This window comes from Mycobacterium sp. NTMscope_MAC_269, assembly GCF_976985695.1.
This window is the reverse complement of sequence record NZ_OZ335668.1, coordinates 2,411,860-2,432,503: the sequence shown is the minus strand read 5'-3', so window position 1 is coordinate 2,432,503 and position 20,644 is coordinate 2,411,860. Positions and strand designations below refer to the sequence as shown.

General features: G+C 69.4%; 11 protein-coding genes. 9 read left to right on the top strand and 2 right to left on the bottom strand.

Annotated features, from left to right (window positions below; translation table 11 throughout):
* Positions 1-8: 8 nt before the first annotated feature.
* From ACZ50Z_RS11360 to ACZ50Z_RS11320, 9 genes are all read left to right on the top strand, one after another.
* On the top strand, positions 9-767 hold the full coding sequence (locus tag ACZ50Z_RS11360) for a thioesterase II family protein (protein WP_464483637.1): 759 nt from the start codon (positions 9-11) through the stop codon (positions 765-767).
* Positions 764-2,104: a beta-ketoacyl [acyl carrier protein] synthase domain-containing protein gene (locus tag ACZ50Z_RS11355; protein ID WP_464483636.1), complete on the top strand. Its 1,341-nt coding sequence runs from the start codon at positions 764-766 to the stop codon at positions 2,102-2,104. The genes ACZ50Z_RS11360 and ACZ50Z_RS11355 overlap by 4 nt, the downstream gene beginning before the upstream one ends.
* Positions 2,104-5,145, top strand: a complete 3,042-nt coding sequence (gene mbtD / locus ACZ50Z_RS11350; RefSeq protein ID WP_464483635.1) for a mycobactin polyketide synthase MbtD — start codon at positions 2,104-2,106, stop codon at positions 5,143-5,145. The genes ACZ50Z_RS11355 and mbtD overlap by 1 nt, the downstream gene beginning before the upstream one ends.
* 1 nt (position 5,146) lies before the next feature.
* Positions 5,147-11,722, top strand: a complete 6,576-nt coding sequence (locus tag ACZ50Z_RS11345) for an amino acid adenylation domain-containing protein (protein ID WP_464483634.1) — start codon at positions 5,147-5,149, stop codon at positions 11,720-11,722.
* Positions 11,719-16,149 (top strand): amino acid adenylation domain-containing protein, encoded by a 4,431-nt coding sequence (locus ACZ50Z_RS11340; RefSeq protein WP_464483633.1) that lies wholly within the window; start codon positions 11,719-11,721, stop codon positions 16,147-16,149. Before ACZ50Z_RS11345 ends, ACZ50Z_RS11340 begins: the two co-directional genes overlap by 4 nt.
* Positions 16,146-17,432, top strand: a complete 1,287-nt coding sequence (gene mbtG, locus ACZ50Z_RS11335) for an NADPH-dependent L-lysine N(6)-monooxygenase MbtG (protein WP_464483632.1) — start codon at positions 16,146-16,148, stop codon at positions 17,430-17,432. The genes ACZ50Z_RS11340 and mbtG overlap by 4 nt, the downstream gene beginning before the upstream one ends.
* Positions 17,413-17,628, top strand: coding sequence for an MbtH family protein (locus tag ACZ50Z_RS11330; RefSeq protein WP_464483631.1), 216 nt, complete (start codon positions 17,413-17,415; stop codon positions 17,626-17,628). The genes mbtG and ACZ50Z_RS11330 overlap by 20 nt, the downstream gene beginning before the upstream one ends.
* A gap of 223 nt (positions 17,629-17,851) precedes the next feature.
* Positions 17,852-18,385: an MTB12 family secreted protein gene (locus ACZ50Z_RS11325; protein ID WP_464483630.1), complete on the top strand. Its 534-nt coding sequence runs from the start codon at positions 17,852-17,854 to the stop codon at positions 18,383-18,385.
* Positions 18,386-18,645: 260 nt separating this feature from the next.
* Positions 18,646-19,170, top strand: coding sequence for an MTB12 family secreted protein (locus ACZ50Z_RS11320; RefSeq protein WP_464483629.1), 525 nt, complete (start codon positions 18,646-18,648; stop codon positions 19,168-19,170).
* Here ACZ50Z_RS11320 and ACZ50Z_RS11315 read toward each other — a convergent pair.
* Together ACZ50Z_RS11315 and ACZ50Z_RS11310 are read right to left on the bottom strand one after the other, a co-directional pair.
* Entirely contained in the window at positions 19,164-20,051 is an 888-nt protein-coding gene (locus ACZ50Z_RS11315) for a sigma-70 family RNA polymerase sigma factor (RefSeq protein ID WP_464483628.1), read from the bottom strand. The genes ACZ50Z_RS11320 and ACZ50Z_RS11315 overlap by 7 nt on opposite strands.
* Positions 20,048-20,644: a carboxymuconolactone decarboxylase family protein gene (locus tag ACZ50Z_RS11310; RefSeq protein ID WP_464483627.1), complete on the bottom strand. Its 597-nt coding sequence runs from the start codon at positions 20,642-20,644 to the stop codon at positions 20,048-20,050. The genes ACZ50Z_RS11315 and ACZ50Z_RS11310 overlap by 4 nt, the downstream gene beginning before the upstream one ends.

Here is a 20,644-nt window from a genome sequence, read left to right as displayed (position 1 = left end):
ACGGCGCAATGACATTGAATAATCTGATCACCGTGTCTACCACGTTCCCGTCCTGGATCAAGCTGACCCAGGGCCGCAGCGACGGCTCAGTGGGTGCCACCGTGGTGTTCCCGCACGCCGGTGCGGCCGCCGCGAGTTATCGGGTGCTGGCAACGGCGCTGGCCGCCGGCGGTGATACCTACGTCGTGCAGTACCCCCAGCGGGCCGACAGACTCAGCGAACCCGCACACGAAAGCGTGCACGACCTCGCGGCCAGCCTCTTCCAGGCCGCACCCTGGCTCAGCGTCGCACCACTGACGTTGTTCGGCCACAGCATGGGAGCCGTCGTCGCCTTCGAATTCGCGCGCGTAGCCGAGACGCACGGAGCGGCCGTGCGCAAACTCTGGGTGTCGGCGGGCCCGCCGCCATGCGTCGTCGCCGACATGCCTGAACTGCCCACCAGCGACGACGGGGTGCTGGCCGACATCGCCGATCTGGGCGGCACCGATCCGGAACTGCTTGCCGACGAGGAGTTTTCGGAACTGCTGACCACCGCGGTGCGCGCCGATTACCAGGCCTTCAACCGTTACGACCCCAGCCCGGACGTGCGCATCCGCGCGGACATCCACGTGTTGGGTGGCCATGACGACCACCGCATCGGGACCGGTGTGCTGCGCCAGTGGGACAGGCACACAGCCGGATCCTTTGCCATGTCGCTGTATGACGGCGGGCACTTCTACGTCTACGACCACGTCGAGGCGGTCGCCGCGCAGGTGAATGCCGGATGATGCCGATGTCGGAGAACGGGTTCGACGGCCGCCCCGAAATGGGGGCCGCCGACCCTGTCGTGATCGTGGGGATGGGTGTCGAGGCGCCCGGCGGCATCGAAAACGCCGAAGGTTACTGGGATCTGCTGGTGCACGGCCGTGAGGCGCTGGGGCCGTTTCCCACCGACCGCGGTTGGGCGGTGCGCGAACTGCTGGCCGGATCGCGCCGAAGCGGTTTCAAAGAGATTCACGATCGCGGTGGATTCCTGCGCGGGGCAGCCACCTTCGATCCCGAATTCTTCGGCATCTCGCCGCGCGAGGCCGTGGTGATGGACCCTCAGCAGCGAGTGTCGCTCCGGGTGGCCTGGCGGGCCCTGGAAAACAGCGGCATCAATCCCGACGACCTTGCCGGGCACGACGTGGGCTGCTTCGTGGGCGCCTCCGCCACGGGCTACGGGCCTGAGATGGCCAGGTTTTCCGAACACAGCGGCCATCTGCTCGCCGGGACCGCCCTCAGCGTCATCTCGGGCCGCATCGCCTACACGCTGGGGCTGGCCGGTCCGGCGCTGACGCTCGATTCCTCATGCGCGTCGGCGCTGGTGGCCTTCCACGTCGCGGTGCGTTCCCTGCAGAACGACGATTGCGACATGGCCATCGCGGGCGGGGTCAACGTGCTCGGCTCACCCGGTTTCTTCGTCGAGTTTTCCAAACAACACGCCCTCTCCGACGACGGGTACTGCCGCCCCTACAGCGCGCAGGCCAGCGGAACCGTATGGGCCGAGGGGGCGGCGATGTTTGTGCTGCAACGCAAATCGGCCGCGCTGCGTGCCGGCCGACGGATTCTGGCCGAGGTGCGGGCCACCGCCATCAACCAGGACGGGCGCAGCGCCGGGCTCAGTGCGCCCAGCGGAGACGCCCAGGTGCGCCTGTTCCAACGGGCCATCACCCAGGCCGGGGTCAAGCCCGCCGAGGTGGGCATGATCGAGGGGCACGGCACCGGCACCCGGCTCGGCGACCGCACCGAATTGCGCTCGCTGGCACAGACCTACGGTGACACCGAAGCCGGCGCGGGGGCCCTGCTGGGGTCGGTGAAGTCGAACGTGGGGCACTCGTTGGCCGCCGCCGGCGCGCTGGGACTGGCCAAGGTGCTGGTCTCGGCAGAACACGGCGCCGTCCCGCCCACCCTGCACGCCGAGAACGCCAGCCCCGAAATCGAGTGGGACAAACAGGGTTTGCGGCTGGCGCAGACTCTGACGCCCTGGCCCGCGACCGACGGTCAGCGCATCGCCGCGGCGTCCGCGTTCGGGATCGCCGGCACCAACGCGCATTTGATCGTCTCCGCCCCTGAGGTCGCGTGATGCTCACCCATCATCTGCCGGACGGGCGCGTCCCGGTGCTGCTGAGTTCCCACGACCCGGAGCTGATCCGCCAAGACGCGGCGGCGATCCTCGATTATGTGGGCCGCATCGACTCACCGAACGCGGCCGCCGCGGTCGCATCCACCCTGCTGCGGCTGCGCCGCCCGCGACGGCACCGCGCCGTGCTGCGGGCAGCCGACGGTGCCGAGCTCGCCGCCGGCCTGTCGGCGATCGCGCGCGGCGAAGAACACGAGATGGTCACGCGGTCCGCGAAGACGACGCCGCCCCGCATCGCGTTCGTGTTCCCCGGCCAGGGCAACCAATGGCAGGCGATGGGCGCCGACGCCTACCGGCAGTTGCCCGCCTACCGCGAGGCAGCCGACCTGTGCGCGGAAGCGTTCCTGCTCGCCGGATTTGCTTCGCCGCTCCCGTATCTGGTCGGGCAGGAAGAGCGCAGCTGGTCGCGTCCCGAGATTCAGGGAGCGCAGTTCACCCACGCGGTCAGCCTGGCCGAGGCGTGGCGATGCTGCGGGGTGCTGCCCGATATCACCATCGGCCACAGCCTCGGTGAAGTGGCGGCGGCCTATGTGGCCGAAGCGATCTCGCTGCCCGACGCCGTCGCACTGGTCGTCGCCCGCGCGACCGTGGTCGGCCGCCTGACGGGCCGCTACGCGATGGCGGTGCTGGGCACCGGCCTCGATATCGCCGAAGCGCTGCTGGCCGAGGCACCCGGCTGGGTGGAAGTTTCGGCGGTCAACGGGCCGTCGTCGACCGTGGTCGCCGGCGACCACGACGCGGTGGCCGCCGCGGTGCGGCTCGCACAACAGCGCGACATCTTCACCCACCAACTGTCCGTCGACTATCCCGGACACACCAGCGCACTACGCCCGCTGCGCGCCGGCCTGGCCGAGCTGACCCCGCAGTCAAAGTTCCGGGACGGGCCGGTGCGCTTCGTCGGCTCCACCCTGGGCGCCGAGCTGGGCGAAGCGACCGATTTCTCGGAATACTGGTATGAGAACCTCTGCGGCACCGTGCGATTCGATCTCGCCGTGCAGTACGCCCGCACCTGCGGGGCCGATACGTTCGTGGAACTCTCGGCGCACCCCTCACTGCTCTATCCGCTGGGCGACATCGTCGACGACGAGTCGGTGATGGTCGGCTCGGGGCACCGCGACAGGCCGATCACCGAATCGCTCTCGGCGAGCATCGCCGCCGTCGCGACCGCCGACCCCGGCTGTCGCTGGACCGATGCAGTCCCGGCGGGTGACCAGGCCACGCTGCGGGGGTTCCCGAATGCGCCGATGCGCGCGGTGCACCTCTGGGCGGCCCCGGAACGAGCGAGCGAACCCGCCTCGGGGCCCGCGCTCACCGTGGCCGTCGAAGACTGGCACCACACCACCGCGCCCCTCGCTGCGAGCGCGACCCGTCCCGACATCGGCTTCGTCGGTACGGACGCGCTGACCCGGCCGCTGGCCGACGCCGTTGCGGCACACGGCGACTGCCGCGTGGTGGCGCCGAGCGAGGCGGAGGTCCTCGCAATAGTGGCGCCCGGCCTCGACCAGCTCGACGCCACCGCCGCGATCGAGGAAATCGCCGCCCGGCCCGATGCCGGGCTGCCCGATTACCCCGCGCTCATCGGCCCGCGATGCCGGGCCGTCTGGCTCCTGACCGTCGGCGCCGAACACATCGATCGGGATGACGCGAACGTCTCGCCGGCGCAGGCGGCCCTGGCGGCGATGCATCGCAGCGTCGGATTCGAATTCCCGGACCAGGCCTTCGGGCATCTGGACCTCGAGCGCCGAGACGTGGACGCCGCGACCGCGCGGGTCGTCGCCGACGTGTTGTCGGGCGAAGCGGCCGAGGTCGCGCTGCGGGGCGGCGCATTACCGCGGCACCACGTCCGAACATTCCGCGCCTGCCACCAATCCGCGATAAGCCGGCCCCTGGATGCCGCCACCCTCGACCACGTGGTGATCACCGGCGGCAGCGGGGCGATCGGGCTGCAGTATGCGCGGTACTGCCTCGAACGCGGGGCGCGGACCGTCACCCTGTTGAGCCGCAACGGCGTGGACCCGGTCGCGCTGCGCGAGCTCGCCGACATCCACGGGGCCGACGTGCGCGCCCCACAATGCGATATCACCGACCGCGCCGCGTTGGCCGCCGTGGCCGACACCCACGCGGGTTCGGGGGCGTCACTGCTGATCCACACCGCGGGCATCGCGCAGGCGCGCTCGCGCTCCGACCTCACCGGTGGTGATGTGGCGGTGGTGTGCGCCGCCAAGGTCCGCGGATTGGCGTCGATCGCCAAGGTTTGGCCACTGCGGCCGGACTGCCGAATCCTCGCCTGCTCCTCGGTGTTCGGGACCTGGGGCGGCTACAGCCATGCGGCCTACGCGGCGTCCAACCGGATGCTCGATGTGCTCGCCGCGCAGTTGCGTCGCGAAGGCCGCGACTGCACGGCGATCCGATGGGGGCTATGGCAGGGCGCCGGGGTGGTGGTCGGCAACGAGATCACCCGCACCGAACGCTCGGGTCTGGTGGCGATGGAGCCGGAGGCGGCGATCGAGGCCAGCCTGTACCGCTACGACGGCGATCCGCTCATTTTCGACGCCGACTTCGACCGGTTGCAGGTGTTCTTCGAAAGCCAGGGAATGCCAATGCCGTTCAGCGCTGCGCAGGCCGGTGAGCAGGGCGCGACCGACGACGTCGTTGTGGCGAAGCCGCTCGCCGACGTGGTGCGGGCCGAGTTGGCCGCGACGCTGCACCTGGACGATTTGTTGTCGATCGATCCGGGCGCTCCGCTCATCGACCTCGGGGTGGACTCGTTGCTTGCCCTCGATTTACGTAAGCGGCTGCGCCGGACGGTGGGGAATTCGGTTCCGGTGGCCCGCATGCTCGGTGGCATCACCGTCAACGAGCTGATCGACGCGCTGCGCGCCGACTCACCCGGCGGCCCAACGCCGCCGCCCATCGAGCGCACCGGCGCCGCCAACGGCGCGCACCACTCAACGCTCGCGATGCTCGAAAGGTTGGACTCCTAGCGTGACAGACACCACCGGCGCCGGCACCCATCTCGACGATGAGCGCCTGGAACTACTGCGCCGCAAGCTCGCTGAACGCGGCCTGGCCAGGTCGACGGGCGCGGCATCCGTGGCCACCTACGACGAGCCCCGCATGTCCGCCGGCCAGCACCGGATGTGGTTCGTCCAGTCGGTCGATCCCGACAGCGCACTGCTCAACATCTGCGTCTCCTATCGCCTCACCGGAGCCGTCGACGCCACGCGGCTACATCGGGCCGTCGATGCCGTCGCCGCGCGACACCCCGTACTCCATACGACATATGACACCGACAGCGAGGGCGACCCGCGCCCCGTCGTCCGCGACGACCTGCACCCCGAATGGACCGAACACGACCTGTCGGGGTTGGCCGAACAAGCCCGCCGCTTGCGGCTGGATGTGCTGGCGCAGCGCGACTTTCGCCGGCCATTCGACCTGGGCAAGGATTCACCCCTGCGGGTCACCGTGGCGCACGTGGCCGCCGATGACCTGATTCTGCTGATCACCGCCCATCACATCGCCTGGGACGACGGCTCGTGGGCGCCGTTTTTCACCGATCTGACGCGTGCATACATCGACCCGGACGGCTTCGGCGCCGCGCCGGCGCTGCCGGATCTGTCCAACGACCCGACCGCGATCCGCCAGGCGGATCTGGACTACTGGCGGCCGCTGATGGCCGATCTCCCGGAGCCGCTGGAACTTCCGGGGCCCAACGGGTCGGTGGTGCCCAGTACCTGGCGCGCGCAACGTGCGACCGCGCCGTTGTCGGCGGACGTCGTCGATCGGGCGGCCGCGCTTGCCCGCGAAACGGGCGCCACGCCCTACATGGTGTTGATGGCCGCGTTCGGTGCCCTGGTGCACCGCTACACCCAGTCGACCGACTTCCTGTTCGCGGCCCCGGTGCTGAACCGCGGCATGGGAACCGAAGATGTCATCGGGTACTACGGCAACACCGTGGTGGTTCGGCTGCGCCCGCGGCCACACCAGACGTTCCGCGAACTGCTCGCCCAGACCCGTGACGGCGCGGTGGGCGCCTTCGCCCATTCGCGCGCCGACCTGGACTGGCTGGTGCGTGAGTCAAATCCCGACCGCCGGCACGGCGCCGACCGGATGACCCGCGTCAGCTTCGGGCAGCGCGACCCCGACGGCGCCGGCTTTTGCCCGCCGGGCGTGCGCTGCGAGCGCGCCGAGTTGCGCGGTCATTTCAACCAGCTGCCGCTGAGTCTGATGGTCGAACTGAACCGCACCCCGGATGGCCTGAGCGGCGGCGTGATCGAGGCCGAGTACCTCGTCGAGGTGCTGGATCAGCAGTTGGTCCAGCAACTTCTGCGCCACTACGCAGCCCTGCTGGACAGCGTGCTGTCCGACCCCGACGCGACGCTGTCGGCGTGCGCGCTGATGAACGGCGAAGACGCCGAGTGGCTGCGGACCGTGTCAACCGGTGAAGAATTCGTCACCCCGGCCAGCACCCTGTCCGAGCTGGTCACCCGGCGGGCGGCGCGCACACCCGATGCCGTCGCCGTCGTCTACGAAGGGCGCGCCTACACCTACCGCGAAATCGACGAAGAGTCGAACCGGGTGGCGCACTGGCTCATCGAGCGAGAAATCGGCACCGAGGATCGCGTGGCGGTCCTGCTGGACAAGTCACCCGAACTGGTCATCACCGCGCTGGGCGTCCTCAAAGCGGGAGGCGTCTACCTTCCCGTGGATCCCACCTACCCGGAGGACCGGCTGAGCTTCATACTCGGGGATGCGGACGCCAAACTCGTGCTGCGCGAACCGATTTCCGAAGCGGCGGATTATCCGACCACGACGCCCACCGCGTTGCTGCGGCCGCTGAACCCGCAGAACACCGCCTACCTGATCTACACCTCGGGTTCGACCGGACTGCCCAAGGGCGTACCGGTGCCCCACGCGCCCATCGCCGAGTACTTCGTCTGGTTCGGCGACGAGTACCGGATCGACGAAACCGACCGGCTGCTGCAGGTCGCGTCGCCCAGCTTCGACGTGTCGATGGGTGAAATCTTCGGCACGCTGATCATGGGCGCCCGGCTGGTGATTCCGCGGCCCGACGGGCTGCGCGACATCGGCTACGTCACCGATCTTTTGGCCCGCGAAGGCATTACGTCGATGCACTTCGTGCCGTCGCTGCTCGGTCTGTTCCTGTCGTTGCCCGGCGTCAGCCAGTGGCGCACGTTGCGACGCGTGCCCATCGGCGGGGAGGCCCTGCCCGGCGAGATCGCCGACAAGTTCCACGCCACCTTCGACGCGTCGCTGCACAACTTCTACGGACCGACCGAGACGGTCGTGAACTGCACCAGTTACCCGGTGGAAGGCGCCCAGGGCACGCGGGTGGTGCCGATCGGCCGGCCCAAGATCAACACCCAGGTGTACCTGCTCGACAACGCCCTGCAGCCCGTTCCGGCCGGGGTGATCGGCGAGATCTACATCGCCGGAACACATGTCGCGCACGGATACCATCGCAGGCCACAGCTTACGGCCGAGCGCTTTGTCGCCGATCCGTTCACCTCCGGCGGGCGGATGTACCGCTCCGGCGATTTGGCCCGGCGCAACGCCAATGGCGACATCGAGTTCGTCGGCCGCGCCGACGAGCAGGTGAAGATCCGCGGCTTCCGCATCGAGCTGGGCGAGATCGCCGCCGCGATCTCGGTCGACCCCAGTGTCGGACAAGCCGTCGTGCTGGCCATGGACCTGCCCCAGCTGGGCAAGAGTCTGGTGGGGTACGTGACTCCCGCCGAGGGCGCCGACACGGAATCGGTTGACGTCGAACGTATCCGCGCCCGGGTGGCCGCCGCGCTGCCGGACTACATGACCCCCGCCGCCTATGTGGTGCTCGACGAGATCCCGATCACCGCCCATCAAAAGATCGACCGCGCCGCCCTGCCGCAGCCGCAACTGGCGGCCGGCACCGAGTACCGCGACCCGACGACCCCCACCGAAATTCGGGTCGCCCAACTGTTTTCGGGGCTGCTGGGTCACGAGCGGGTGGGTGTCGACGACTCGTTCTTCGATCTGGGCGGCCACTCGCTGGTTGCCACCAAGCTGGTCACCGCGATCCGCGCGGAGTGCGGAGTGGAACTCGGCATCCGCGACGTGTTCGAGCTCGCCACCGTGGGCCTGTTGGCCGAGCGCGTCGACCAGCTGAGTTCGGGCCAACTGATGCAGTCGCGCCCCAGGCTGATCGCGACCGCACACGACGAGCCGATGCCCCTGTCGGCGTCGCAGCTGCGCAGCTGGTTCGCCTATCGCCTGGACGGACCCAGCCCGGTCAACAACATTCCCTTTGCGGCCAAGCTGACCGGCCCGTGGGACATCGATGCGCTGATCGCCGCCGTCGGCGATGTGCTGGCCCGCCACGAAATCCTGCGCACCAGCTACGTCGAGTTGGACGGCGTGCCCTATCAGGTCGTGGGCCCGGCCGGCGTCGAGGTTCCGGTGCGCCGCGCGGAGGGCGCGGGCGAGGCGTGGCTGCAGGAGCAGCTGGACGTCGAGCGGCGCCACTGCTTCGAGCTGGACGCGGAATTGCCGATCCGGGTCGCGGTGCTGCGCACCGAAAACGCGGCCGAGCACGTGCTGTCGGTGGTCGTGCACCACATCGCCTCGGACCACTGGTCGGCGGGCGTGCTGTTTTCCGACGTGATGACGGCCTACCGGGCCCGGCGCGGCGGGGAAGCGCCGTCCTGGGCGCCGCTGCGCGTGCAGTACGCCGACTACGCGGCATGGCAGCGCACGTTTTTGGGTGACGACAGCGGCGAGGAGTCCGCGATCGCCGGCGAGCAGCGCGAGTACTGGACCCGCAAGCTGGCCGGGCTGCCGGAGGACACCGGCCTGCGCCCGGATTTCCCGCGCCAGCCGGTGCCCAGCGGTGAGGGTGAATCCGTAGACTTCCACATCGACTCGGCCACCCGCGCCAAGCTCGGCGAGTTGTGCCGTGAGCTGGGCATCACCGAATTCATGCTGCTGCAAACGGCGGTGGCCGTGGTGCTGCACAAAGCCGGTGGCGGCGTGGACATTCCACTGGGCACCCCGGTCGCCGGCCGCACCGAAGCCGAATTGGACCAACTGATCGGCTTTTTCGTCAACATCCTGGTGTTGCGCAACGACATGGACGGCAACCCGACGTTGCGGGAACTGCTGAAACGGGCCCGGGAGACGGCGCTGGCCGCCTACGCCCACCAAGACCTGCCCTTCGACCGGGTGGTCGACAGCGTCAGCCCGGTGCGTTCGCTGTCGCGCAACCCGCTGTTCCAGGTCGTCGTGCACGTCCGGGATCACCTGTCCGCCACGCGCGTCATCGAGACCGCGCCCGCGGGCGGCGACGGACGCGACACCGTGTGCACATCGCTGGATCCCATCTTCGACATGGCCCACGCCGACCTCAGCGTCAACTTCTTCGGCACCGACGGCAGCGACGACATCGGCTACAACTGCAATGTCATCTTCCGCACCGAGCTGTACGCCAGAACCACCATCGAGCGGCTGGCGCACTGGCTCGCCCGGGCGGTCACCGCGTTCGCCGAGGACCTCGACCAGAACCTGCGCGACGTTGCGCTGATCGATGCCGACGAACAGCACCGCATCCTGCGGGACTGGAGCCGCGGCGCGCCGGCGCCCCACGACCGGCCGCGCACCATACCCGAGCTGCTGGAACCCAGTCGGACATGGGGAGCGGAGCGGATCGCGGTCCGCTGCGGCGGCGAGCACATCGATTACGCTGCGCTGCACCGCCGTTCGGACAACCTGGCGGCGCTGCTCGCCGAAAACGGGGCGGGCCCGGGCGCGCTGGTCGGGTTGTCGACGCGCCGCAGCATCGACCTGGTGGTGGCGTTGGTGGCCATCATGAAGGCCGGTGCCGGTTACTTCCCCATCGACCCCGGTTACCCGTCCGCGCGCAAGCAATTCATGCTCGACGACGTCCGGCCGCCGGTGGTGGTCGCCACGACCGAAGCGGTGGCGACCATGCCGCACGTTCCGGGAGTCGAGCTGATATCGCTGGACGACCCCCGCGTGCGGACCCTGGTGGACAGCGACGACGTCGACCCCCGGTCGAACGATTTGCGGCGGCCCCACCCCGACGACCCGATGTACCTGGTCTTCACCTCCGGATCGACCGGCACGCCGAAAGGCGCGGTGGGCACCCATCGTTCGATGGCGGCCCGCCTGGATTGGCAACTGCGGCACTATCCGCCGAGGACCGAGGACGTGCGGTTGGCGCAGGCGTCGATCACCTTCCTCGAAGGCGGTATGGAGATGCTGGCCGGCCTGGCCGCCGGCGCGACCATGATCTTGGCCGACGACGCCGAGCATCGCGACCCAGAGGCCCTCGGGGAGTTGATGAACCGGTATTCGGTCGCCCAGGTGACCGCCGTGCCCAGCCTCGTCTCGGCGTTGGTGGACAGCCGTCCCGACGCCGTGCGCGCGCTGTCGCGGCTGGTGTGCGGTGGCGAGCCGGTCAGCGCGTCGCTGCTGCAACGGCTGGTGTCGGTGTGCGCCGACGATGGCGCCACCGAGTTGCTCAACAACATCGGTTCCACCGAGACCTCCGGCGCGGTGTCCCGCGGGATGTTGGGCTTGCCGAATCCGCTTGTCGGAAAGCCGGTCCCGGGCGCGCAGGCCTACCTCCTCGACGACGGGCTGCGTCCCGTGCCGGTCGGCGTGGTGGGCGAGCTGTACTACGCCGGCGACCAGCTGGCGCGCGGGTACTGGAAACGCCCCGGTCTCACCGCGACACGGTTCGTCGCCAACCCGTATGGCGAGCAGCCCGGTTCGCGGTTGTACCGCAGCGGTGACCTGGCCCGGTGGACCGAGGACGGTCGACTGGAATTCGTCGGACGCTCCGACCACCAGGTGCAGGTCCGCGGCTTCCGGGTCGAGTTGGCCGAGGTCGAGGCCGCCCTGGCGGCGGCCGGCGGCGTGGCCGCCGCAGCCGCCCGCACCTGGGAGGTGCACGGCGGCACGTCGCTGGCCGGATATGTTGTGCCGCAACGGCCGATCGTCGATGATGTCGAGAAGGCCGCCTTCGCGGCCGAGGTGCGCGCCGCGATCGCAGCGACCCTGCCGGGCTACATGATGCCGTCGTCGCTGACCGTCCTCGACGCATTGCCCAAGACCGAATCCGGCAAGTTGAACCGGCCCGGGTTGCCGAGCCCGTCGGTCAGCACCGGTGGCCTGACCGAACCGGCCCGCACGGACACCGAACGGGCGTTGGCCAAGGTGTTCGCCGAACTGCTGTCGACCCCCGAAGTGGGGCGGTTCGACGACTTCTTCGCCCTCGGCGGCGACAGCATCCTGTCGGTCCAGCTGGCCTCGCGTGCACGGGCGGTGGGCCTGGCCGTCAGCCCGCGGATGATCTTCGAGAATCCGACGGTGCAACAGCTGGCCGCCGCTCTGGACGCCCGGGGCGACGGGGAGGCGGACGCCCATGGGGACGACCAGCCGACCGACGTCCGTTTCGAGCCGATGAGCACCTCCGGTCTCTCGTCTACGGATCTGGCTGCCGTGACCCAACTTTGGTCGTCGTCGCGCGAAGGCACGACATGACGGCTACCGAAACCGACGTCACGCCCGACATCGAGGACGTGATGGCGCTGAGCCCGCTGCAGGAGGGCTTGTACTCGCTGACCACGCTCGCCGAGTTCGCCGACGGCGAAGCCGCGGACGACCCGTACGTGATCGGCATGGCGGCCGACATCTCCGGTGCACTCGACGTCGCGCTGCTGCGCGAGTGCGCAGAGAAGATGTTGGTGCGCCACCCGAACCTGCGGGCCAGCTTCTTCAGCCGGGGCATCCCGCGGCCGGTGCAGATCGTGCCGTCGCGCGTCGAGTTGCCGTGGCGATCCGTCAGCGCCGCACCCGAGGACGTGCCGGTGCTGGAAACCGCCGAGCGCCGCCGGCCCTTCGACCTGCAGCACGGGCCGGCGATCCGCTTCCTGCTGATCGAATTGCCCGGCGCGCAATGGCGTTTGGTGCTCACCGCCCATCACATCGTGATCGACGGCTGGTCGATGCCGGTCTTCATCAACGAGATGATGATCCTGTACCAGGCCGGCGGCGACCTGTCGGCGCTGCCCGTCGCGCCGCGACCCTACCGCGACTACATCGGCTGGCTGGCCGGTCGAGACCCGGAGGCCAGCCAGCAGGTCTGGCGCCGGCACCTCGCCGGCCTGTCCGGCCCCACGCTGCTGGCCGCCGCCCTGGGCTCGATGGACACGACGGAGGGGCGGCAGACGGCGCTGCCGCGCACCACCGAGCTGCGGTTGGCGGCCCAGGCCACCGCGCGGTTGGTCGACGAGACGCGTTCGCGCGGCATCACCGTCAACACCCTGATGCAGATGGCCTGGGCTCTGGTGCTGTCCCGACTCACCGACACCGACGACGTGGTGTTCGGGGTCACGGTGTCCGGCAGGCCGCCCGAACTGACCGGCGTCGAGACCATGGTGGGTCTGTTCATCAACACCGTGCCGCTGCGGGTGCGGCTGGCCCCGGCCGCCAACGTCGGCGAGCAATGCCGCGCCGTGCAGCGCGATGCCGCGCTGCTGCGTGAGCACAGCTACCTCGGGCACGCGCAATTGCGCGCCCTCGGCGGGGTCGGGGAGATGTTCGACACCCTGCTGGTCTACGAGAACTTCCCGATGAACGGACTGTCCTCCGGTGGCGAATTGACCTCCGGCGGTGCGACATTCCGGCCGTCGGCCCTGCAAACCCTGTCACATTTCCCGATCGCCATCGCCGCCCACATGGACGCGGGCGAACTGGTGGTGCTGATCGAGGTGATCGACGGGGCGCTGGGCGCCAGTTCCGCGGCCACGTTCGGGCAACGGGTGCTGTCCACCGCCGAGCGGCTGCTGCAGGACTGGGAGCGTCCGCTGCGTGACGTCAGCGTGCTCTTCGAGGACGAGGCGGCCCCGCTGCGCGCCGCCGGCGCGCCCTCCTCGACGTCACCGCGGTGCATCCACGCGCGGTTCGCCGACGTCGTGGCCCGCACGCCGGAGCGCCCGGCGATCAGCTGGGCGGGTGGCGCGCTGAGCTATCGCGAGCTCGATGACCGGGCCACCCGACTGGCCGCCGAGCTCGCCGAGAGAGGCGTCACGTCCGAAACACCGGTCGGCATAAGCCTTTTCCGCGGACCGCAATACGTCGTCGCGATGCTCGCGGTGCTCAAGGCCGGCGGCATGTGCGTGCCTCTGGTGCCCGGCATGCCCCCGGAACGGGTGACCTCGATCCTGCGCCAATCCGGGGCGTCGATCGTCTTGGACGAAGAGACGACCGCGCAGCTCCTCGGGGACGGCCGGCCGCGCGACGACTTCGAACCGGTCGACGTCCCGCCCGAGCAGGCCGCGTACGTCGTGTTCACCTCGGGCACCACGGGAGAACCCAAGGGCGTCATCGGAACCCACGCCGCGGTGGGGGCATACGCCGACGACCATCTGGACCGCGTGCTGCGTCCCGCGGCCGCAAAACTGGGCCGGCCGCTGCAGATCGCCCACGCGTGGTCGTTCGCGTTCGACGCCGCCTGGCAGCCGTTGGTCGCCCTGCTCGACGGCCATGGCGTGCACGTGGTCGACGAGCACACCCAGACCGATGCCGAGGCGCTGGTCGCGCTGATCGCCGAGCACGGCATCGACATGATCGACACCACCCCCTCGATGTTCGCCCAGCTGCAGGCTTTCGGCCTGCTCACCGACGTGCCGCTGACGGTGTTGGCGCTCGGGGGAGAGGCGCTCGGCAGCGCGGCGTGGAACCGAATCCGCAAGGCGTGCAACACCACATCGATGACGGCGTTCAACTGCTACGGACCGACCGAGACCACGGTCGAGGCAGTGGTCGCCGCGATCGCCGAGCACGACGAGCCCTGCATCGGCCGGCCGACCCGGCACACCGGCGGGTATGTGCTGGATTCCGGGCTGCGCCCGGTGCCGTGCGGCGCGACGGGCGAACTGTACCTGGGCGGCGACCAGCTGGCCCGCGGCTATATCGGCCGCGCCGCAGAGACCGCGGCGCGCTTCGTCGCCGACCCGTTCGCGCCAGCGCAGCGGATGTATCGCACGGGCGACCTGGTGCGCCGGTTGCCCGACGGCACACTGCAATACATCGGTCGCGCCGATGCCCAGGTGAAGATCCGCGGCCACCGCGTCGAGCCCGGGGAAATCGCGGCCGCCCTCGAATCGCATCCCGCCGTCCGGCACGCCGGGGTGCTGGTGCGTGAGCACCGTGGGGCTCCGCGCCTGACCGCGTACGTGGCGGCCACCGACGCCGCGCCGACGATCACCGACCTGCGTGCCATGCTCAGCACCCGGCTACCGCGTTACATGGTGCCCCAGCGCATCGTCCTCGTCGACGAAATCCGGTTGACTCCCAACGGAAAGCTGGACGAATCCGCGTTGGCCGCCGTCGATGTCGCCGAGTCCGTCGGCGGCGTGGCAACGCCTCAGACCGCCACGGAAACCGCGCTGGCCGACCTGCTCGCCGAACTGCTCGGGCAACCGAGCGTCGACGTCACCGCGGACTTCTTGCAGCTGGGACTGGACAGCATCATGGCGTTGTCGGTGGTGCAGGCGGCCCGGGCGCGTGGAATGGCGCTGCGCGCCAGACTCGTCCTCGACTGCACCAACGTCCGCGAACTGGCCGAAGCGATCGACTCGGAAACCGCGGCCGCCGCCCAGCAGGTGGACGAGGCAACCGGGCCGATGCCGTTGCTGCCCAACGGTCGATGGCTCTACGAACACGGCGACCCGCGCCGGCTCGCCCAGACCGAGGCCATCCGGCTGCCCGAGACGCTGCGCCGCGAACAGCTCGACGCCGCGTTGGCAAGCATCATCGACGGCCACGAGGTGCTGCGCACCCGGGTGGAGCGCTCCACCATGACGCTGGTTCCGGTACCGACCGCGGACGTCCTGGGCGAACTCGAAGAAGTCGAGGTGGACAACGATCTGAGCGCGGCGGTACCGGCCTATGTCGCCAAGGCCGTCGACCGGTTGGACCCCGAACGCGGAACGCTGCTGGCCGCGGTGTGGCTGCGGCCCCCGGCCGGCGAGAGCGTGCTGTTGCTGGCCGCGCACGTCGTGGCGCTCGACCCGGCGTCGTGGCGGGTGATCCTCGGTGAACTCGGTGCCGCCCTGACGGCCGCGTCGACCGGTCACTCACCGGCACCCGTCCGAGAACACACCAGCTATCGGCGCTGGGCCGAGTCGCTGACCGCGCGAGCGCACGAGTTGGACACCGTGCAGTACTGGGCGTCGGAGTTGGACGGTGACGATCCCGCCCTGGGCGCGCGGCGGCTCGACCCGGGCCGCGATCGGGCCCGCGATCTGATCGTCCGCAACGTCGCGACCGACGCCGACCTCACACGGCGGCTGCTGAATTCGGGTCGGCCGTTGCCCACGCTGCTGGTCGCCGCCACCGCGGCGACGGTGACGCGCTGGCGCCGGCTACGCGGCCAGGCGACTCCGCCCCCGCTGCTGGCGCTCGAAACCCACGGCCGCGCGGACAGTTTGGTCGACGGGCCCGGTGCGCACACCATCGACACCGGCGACACGGTAGGCCTGCTCAGCTCCATCTACCCGGTGCGGTGCGACTCGGACGACCCACACAAGGTGGCGGAGAAACTGGCCGCGATCCCCGGCGATGGACTCGACTTCGGGTTGCTGCGCTATCTGCGCGATGACACCGCCGAGCGGCTCGCCGGTTTCGCGCCGCCGCAGCTGTTGCTGAATTACCTTGGCGCCGCCCACACCGACGGCGGCACCGGGCTGAAGCTCGAACGCGAGCTGCTCGCCGGGGTGTCGCCGGTGCCGGAACCCGAGCTGGCGGTGCGCCACGAGCTCACCATCGCGGCGATGGTGCTGACGTATGGCGGGGAGCGGGTATTGGCGGCGCAGTGGCGCGTGCTGCCCGACATTCTCAGTGATGCAGACATGACTGCGCTGCAAGGACTTTGGATCGATTCGTTGCGGGAGATGGTGAAATGAGCACACTCGCGATCGTGGGCGCCGGCGCCAAGGCGGTGGCCGTCGCCGCCAAGGCGTCGGTACTGCGCGACATGGGCGTCGAGGTTCCCGACGTCGTCGCAGTGGAACGCATCGGCGTCGCGGCGAACTGGCAGGCCAGCGGCGGCTGGACGGACGGTGCCCACCGGCTTGGCACCAGCCCGGAAAAGGACGTCGGCTTTCCCTACCGCTCGGCGCTGGTGCCGCGCCGCAATGCCGAGCTCGACGAGCGGATGACCCGCTACAGCTGGCAGTCCTACTTGATCGCCACGGCATCGTTCGCCGAGTGGATCGACCGCGGCAGGCCGGCGCCGGCGCATCGCCGGTGGAGCCAGTACCTGAGTTGGGTCGCCGACCACGTCGGCATGAATGTGGTGCACGGCGAGGTCGAACGACTGGCCGTCACCGGAGACCGCTGGGCGATCCACACCCACGAAACCACCGTGCACGCCGACGCGTTGATGATCACCGGCCCCGGCCAGGCCGAAAAGTCCTTGCTCCCCGGCAATCCGCGCGTGCTCTCGATCGCCCAGTTCTGGGACCGCGCCGCCAATCACGACCGGATCAGCGCGGAGCGGGTCGCGGTGGTCGGCGGCGGTGAGACGGCCGCGGCGATGCTCAACGAGCTGTTCCGGCACCGGGTCTCGAGCATCACCGTGATCTCCCCGCAGGCGACGCTGTTCACGCGCGGCGAAGGGTATTTCGAGAACTCGCTGTTCTCCGATCCCACCAACTGGCCGGCCCTGACCCTGGCCGAACGTCGTGATGCCTTGGCCCGCACGGACCGGGGAGTGTTTTCGTCGAACGTGCAGGAGGCGTTGCTGGCCGACGACCGCATTCATCACCTGCGGGGCCGCGTCGCCCACGCGGTCGGTAGGCAGGGGCAGATTCGCCTGACGTTGTCCACCAACCGCGGCACCGAAAACTTCGAGACGGTCCACGGGTTCGACCTCGTCATCGACGGCTCCGGCGCCGACTCGCTGTGGTTCGCACCGTTGTTCAGCCAGGACGCGCTTGATCTGCTCGAACTCGGGCTGGGTGGGCCCCTGACTTCGGAGCGGCTGCAGGAGGCGATAGGTTATGACCTGGCGGTCACGGACGTCGCCCCCAAATTGTTCCTGCCGAACCTGTCAGGACTCACCCAGGGGCCGGGATTCCCCAACCTGAGTTGCCTTGGGCTGCTATCCGATCGGGTGTTGGGTTCCACTGTCAGCCCGTCCAAGTATCCCCTGAGAAGGAGACATGATGAGCGCCAACCCCTTTGACGACGACACCGCGACCTTCGTGGTGCTGGCCAATGACGAGAACCAGCACAGCCTGTGGCCGACCTTCGCTGACACGCCGTCCGGCTGGCGGGTGGTCTTCGGGGAGGCCAGCCGCGCGGACTGCCTGCAGTACGTCGAACAGAACTGGTCAGATATCCGCCCCAAGAGCCTGATTGAGGCGCTCGCGGGGGAGTAGCCGCCGGCGCAGGACCAATTCGAGCCGCTACACCCTTGCGGCACAGACTATTCAAGGTGTTTCACGCGTCGCTGCCGTAGCGTCGTCGTAACGTGACCAACCCGAGACACAAATGCCGGTGTCACCAGGCACACTTACACCATCTTCAATCATGAAGACGTGTGACCGTGTGCGGCGCAACCGCGGAATCCCGCCACGGTCCATACGCATCGAAGGGGGACCTGTGAAAACCGTGAAGTCCATTGCCACGGGCGCGGCGGCGCTGACCGCCATTGGCGGCGCGGCCGCCGGTGTGGCTTCTATCGCAGCGCCGGCCGGCCTGCACGACGTGCAGCTGGCGACGTTCGGAGCGCCACTGCCGCAAGACCCGCCGCCTCCGCCCCCGCCGCCCGGAGCGCCGGAGCAGTTGCCGACGGCGGATCAATTGGCCAACCTCTGCAACCAAGTCACCGACCCCGGCGTCAACTACCGGGAGAAGAACAACTTCGTTGAAAACGGCGTCAGTCAAAACGAGGGCATGGTGGCCGACCACGACCTGCGAAAGGCCTACCGCAACGGGAACTTTCCCGAGCAGTTCAACGTGACCAACATCGCGCCGGCGGGTCCGAATATGGCCCAGGCCGATGTTGCCATCACCGGCCCGAAGTTCGCCGGCCCGGTCACCAAGCACCTCGCGTTCGTCAACCAGGGCGGCAACTGGGTGCTGCAGCACGACGCGGCGATCGCGCTGATTCAGGCCGCGACCGCCACCAACTGATCACCGCGCGTAACCCCGGTGCCAATCGGGCGGACACGCCAGATGTTCCAACGCACCCCATGCGTCGCCCTGCGGAGGCGCATGGGGTGTGGCATCTGCGGCGACCCCGGCCATGCCCGCACAGCCGGCGCACAGGTTACTCATGTTGTGTGCACAACGGGTGGTCGTAACGTATCGGTGCCGAGACACGAAATAAGAGACGCAACGGGCACGCTGACACCACCCGAGCGTCCATATTCGTGCCCACCGAAGGGGGAACCATGAAAACCGTTAAAACGCTTGCCACCGGCGTGGCAGCCTTGGCGATCGTCGGCGGCGCGGCCGCCGGCCTGACCTCGATGTCGGAGCCGAGCCCGAGCCCCCAGGTCGGGGTGCAACTCGCCACGGTCGGCGCGCCGCTTCCGCAGAATCCGCCGCCGGTGCAGCCGGTCGTGGGAGCCAACGTCCCGACACCCGATCAGCTGACCGGCCTGCTCACCAGCCTGGCCGACCCGAGCGTGTCCTTCAGCAACAAGAGCAACCTGGTGCAGGGTGGTATCAGCGGCATCGAAGCCCACGTCGCCGACAAGAAGCTGCAGAAGGCCGCGAAAAACGGTGACCTGCCGCTGTCGTTCGACGTGACGAACATCCAACCGACCGCCGCCGGTTCGGCGACGGCCGACGTGTCGGTTTCCGGCCCGAAGCTGACCTCGCCGGTCACCCAGAACGTCACCTTCGTCAACCAGGGCGGCTGGGTGCTGTCGCGGGCCTCGGCGATGGAATTGCTGCAGGCCGCCGGTCAGTGATCGGCGCCGAGCGCGCGCAGCCCTAATTTCGCGAGGCGTGCCGGATCCGCGAGCACATCGATGGCCCGGATCCGGCCGCCGCGCACCACGAATCCCATGACCGACGCCGCGCGTCCGGCGACGACGATGACGGCGCCGGCGGCGCCGTTGACGGTCGCCGCGCGCACCTCGCGGTCGGGGCCCGCGTAGCCGCGGGCCAGCCTGGCCACCGAGGCCGCACCGTCGGCCCGGAACGCCGGCGCGGCCGGCCCGAAGTCGCCCCGCAGCACCACCTCGGGATGCAGCACCGCCACCAGGCGCTCGAAGTCACCGCTGCGGCCCGCCGCGAAGAAGGCGTCGACCACCTCGCGTTGGGCGGCGAGGTCGCCGTCGGGAACCGGGTCCGCCCGCTCGATCCGTCGGCGCGCCCGGCTGGCCAGCTTGCGCGCCGACTCCGGCGTCCGGTCGACGATGGTGGCGATCTGATCGAACGGCACGCTGAAGGCGTCGTGCAGCACGAACGCCAAGCGCTCCGCGGGCCGCAGCGTGTCGAGCACCACGAACAGCGCCAGCCCCACCGCGTCGGCCAGCATCGCGCGGTGTTCGGGATCGAACTCGTCGTCGGCTTGCACGATCGGGTCGGGCAGGTGGGCGGTCAACTCCTCGCCGCCGCGGGTTCGGCGCTCGCGCAACATGTTCAGGCAGATGCGGGCGACCACGGTGGTCAGCCACGCATCGGGGTTGGCGATCGCTTTCCCGGAGCTGCCGCTCAACCGCAGCCAGGCCTCCTGCACGGCGTCCTGGGCGTCGTCGATCGAGCCCAGCATGCGATAGGCGATGGCGCCCAACCGCGGCCGGGCCGCCTCGAAGCGCGCCGTCAGTGTCGGATCCGGCTGTGTCACGGCCGATCGGTCTCGGGCAGCGCGCACACGCGGTCACCGGAAAAGCCCGACGACCCGATGCCGAGTGCGATGTTGAAGCGGGCGCGAAGGTTGCCCAACGTGATGACGTGGGTCAGGCCGACGAGTTGGGCGGTGTCGAAGTGCGCGCGCAGCGCATCGAAAAGCTGATCGCTCACCTCGACCGGAGTGCGGCTGATCGCGGTCGCGTAGTCGAGGATCAGTTTGTCGACGTCGGAAAAGCATGGCGCGTCACGGTAATTGGCCATCCCGAGCAGCTCTTCGTCGGTGATGCCCCATTGCCGGGCGATCTGGGAGCCCAGGTCGATGCAGTATTCGCAGCGCACCGTCGTTGCCGACTTCAGCTCCGCCAGTGCGCGGTGGCGCGGGCTGAGAACGTCCAGCTTCGACTCGGCCTGCTCCAACTTGCCGTAGGCGTTGAGCAGCCTTGGGATGTGGGCATACATCCGCAGCGGTTCCAGCATTCCGGCGGTGTGAAGCCCGGTCATCTGCGCGAGCTTGCGCCTGGTGAAGAAGAAGGCGATCTTGGCGCCCAGGCCGGCATCGCGGTCGGAGACTCCCTGTAGCCGTGGCAT

What these genes read in the sequence shown, in the direction of transcription:
- ACZ50Z_RS11310 (WP_464483627.1), bottom strand. Translation starts at nt 20,644, where the DNA reads ATGCCACGGCTACAGGGAGTCTCCGACCGCGATGCCGGCCTGGGCGCC.
- ACZ50Z_RS11360 (WP_464483637.1), top strand. Translation starts at nt 9, where the DNA reads ATGACATTGAATAATCTGATCACCGTGTCTACCACGTTCCCGTCCTGG.
- ACZ50Z_RS11355 (WP_464483636.1), top strand. Translation starts at nt 764, where the DNA reads ATGATGCCGATGTCGGAGAACGGGTTCGACGGCCGCCCCGAAATGGGG.
- ACZ50Z_RS11320 (WP_464483629.1), top strand. Translation starts at nt 18,646, where the DNA reads ATGAAAACCGTTAAAACGCTTGCCACCGGCGTGGCAGCCTTGGCGATC.
- mbtD (WP_464483635.1), top strand. Translation starts at nt 2,104, where the DNA reads ATGCTCACCCATCATCTGCCGGACGGGCGCGTCCCGGTGCTGCTGAGT.
- ACZ50Z_RS11330 (WP_464483631.1), top strand. Translation starts at nt 17,413, where the DNA reads ATGAGCGCCAACCCCTTTGACGACGACACCGCGACCTTCGTGGTGCTG.
- mbtG (WP_464483632.1), top strand. Translation starts at nt 16,146, where the DNA reads ATGAGCACACTCGCGATCGTGGGCGCCGGCGCCAAGGCGGTGGCCGTC.
- ACZ50Z_RS11340 (WP_464483633.1), top strand. Translation starts at nt 11,719, where the DNA reads ATGACGGCTACCGAAACCGACGTCACGCCCGACATCGAGGACGTGATG.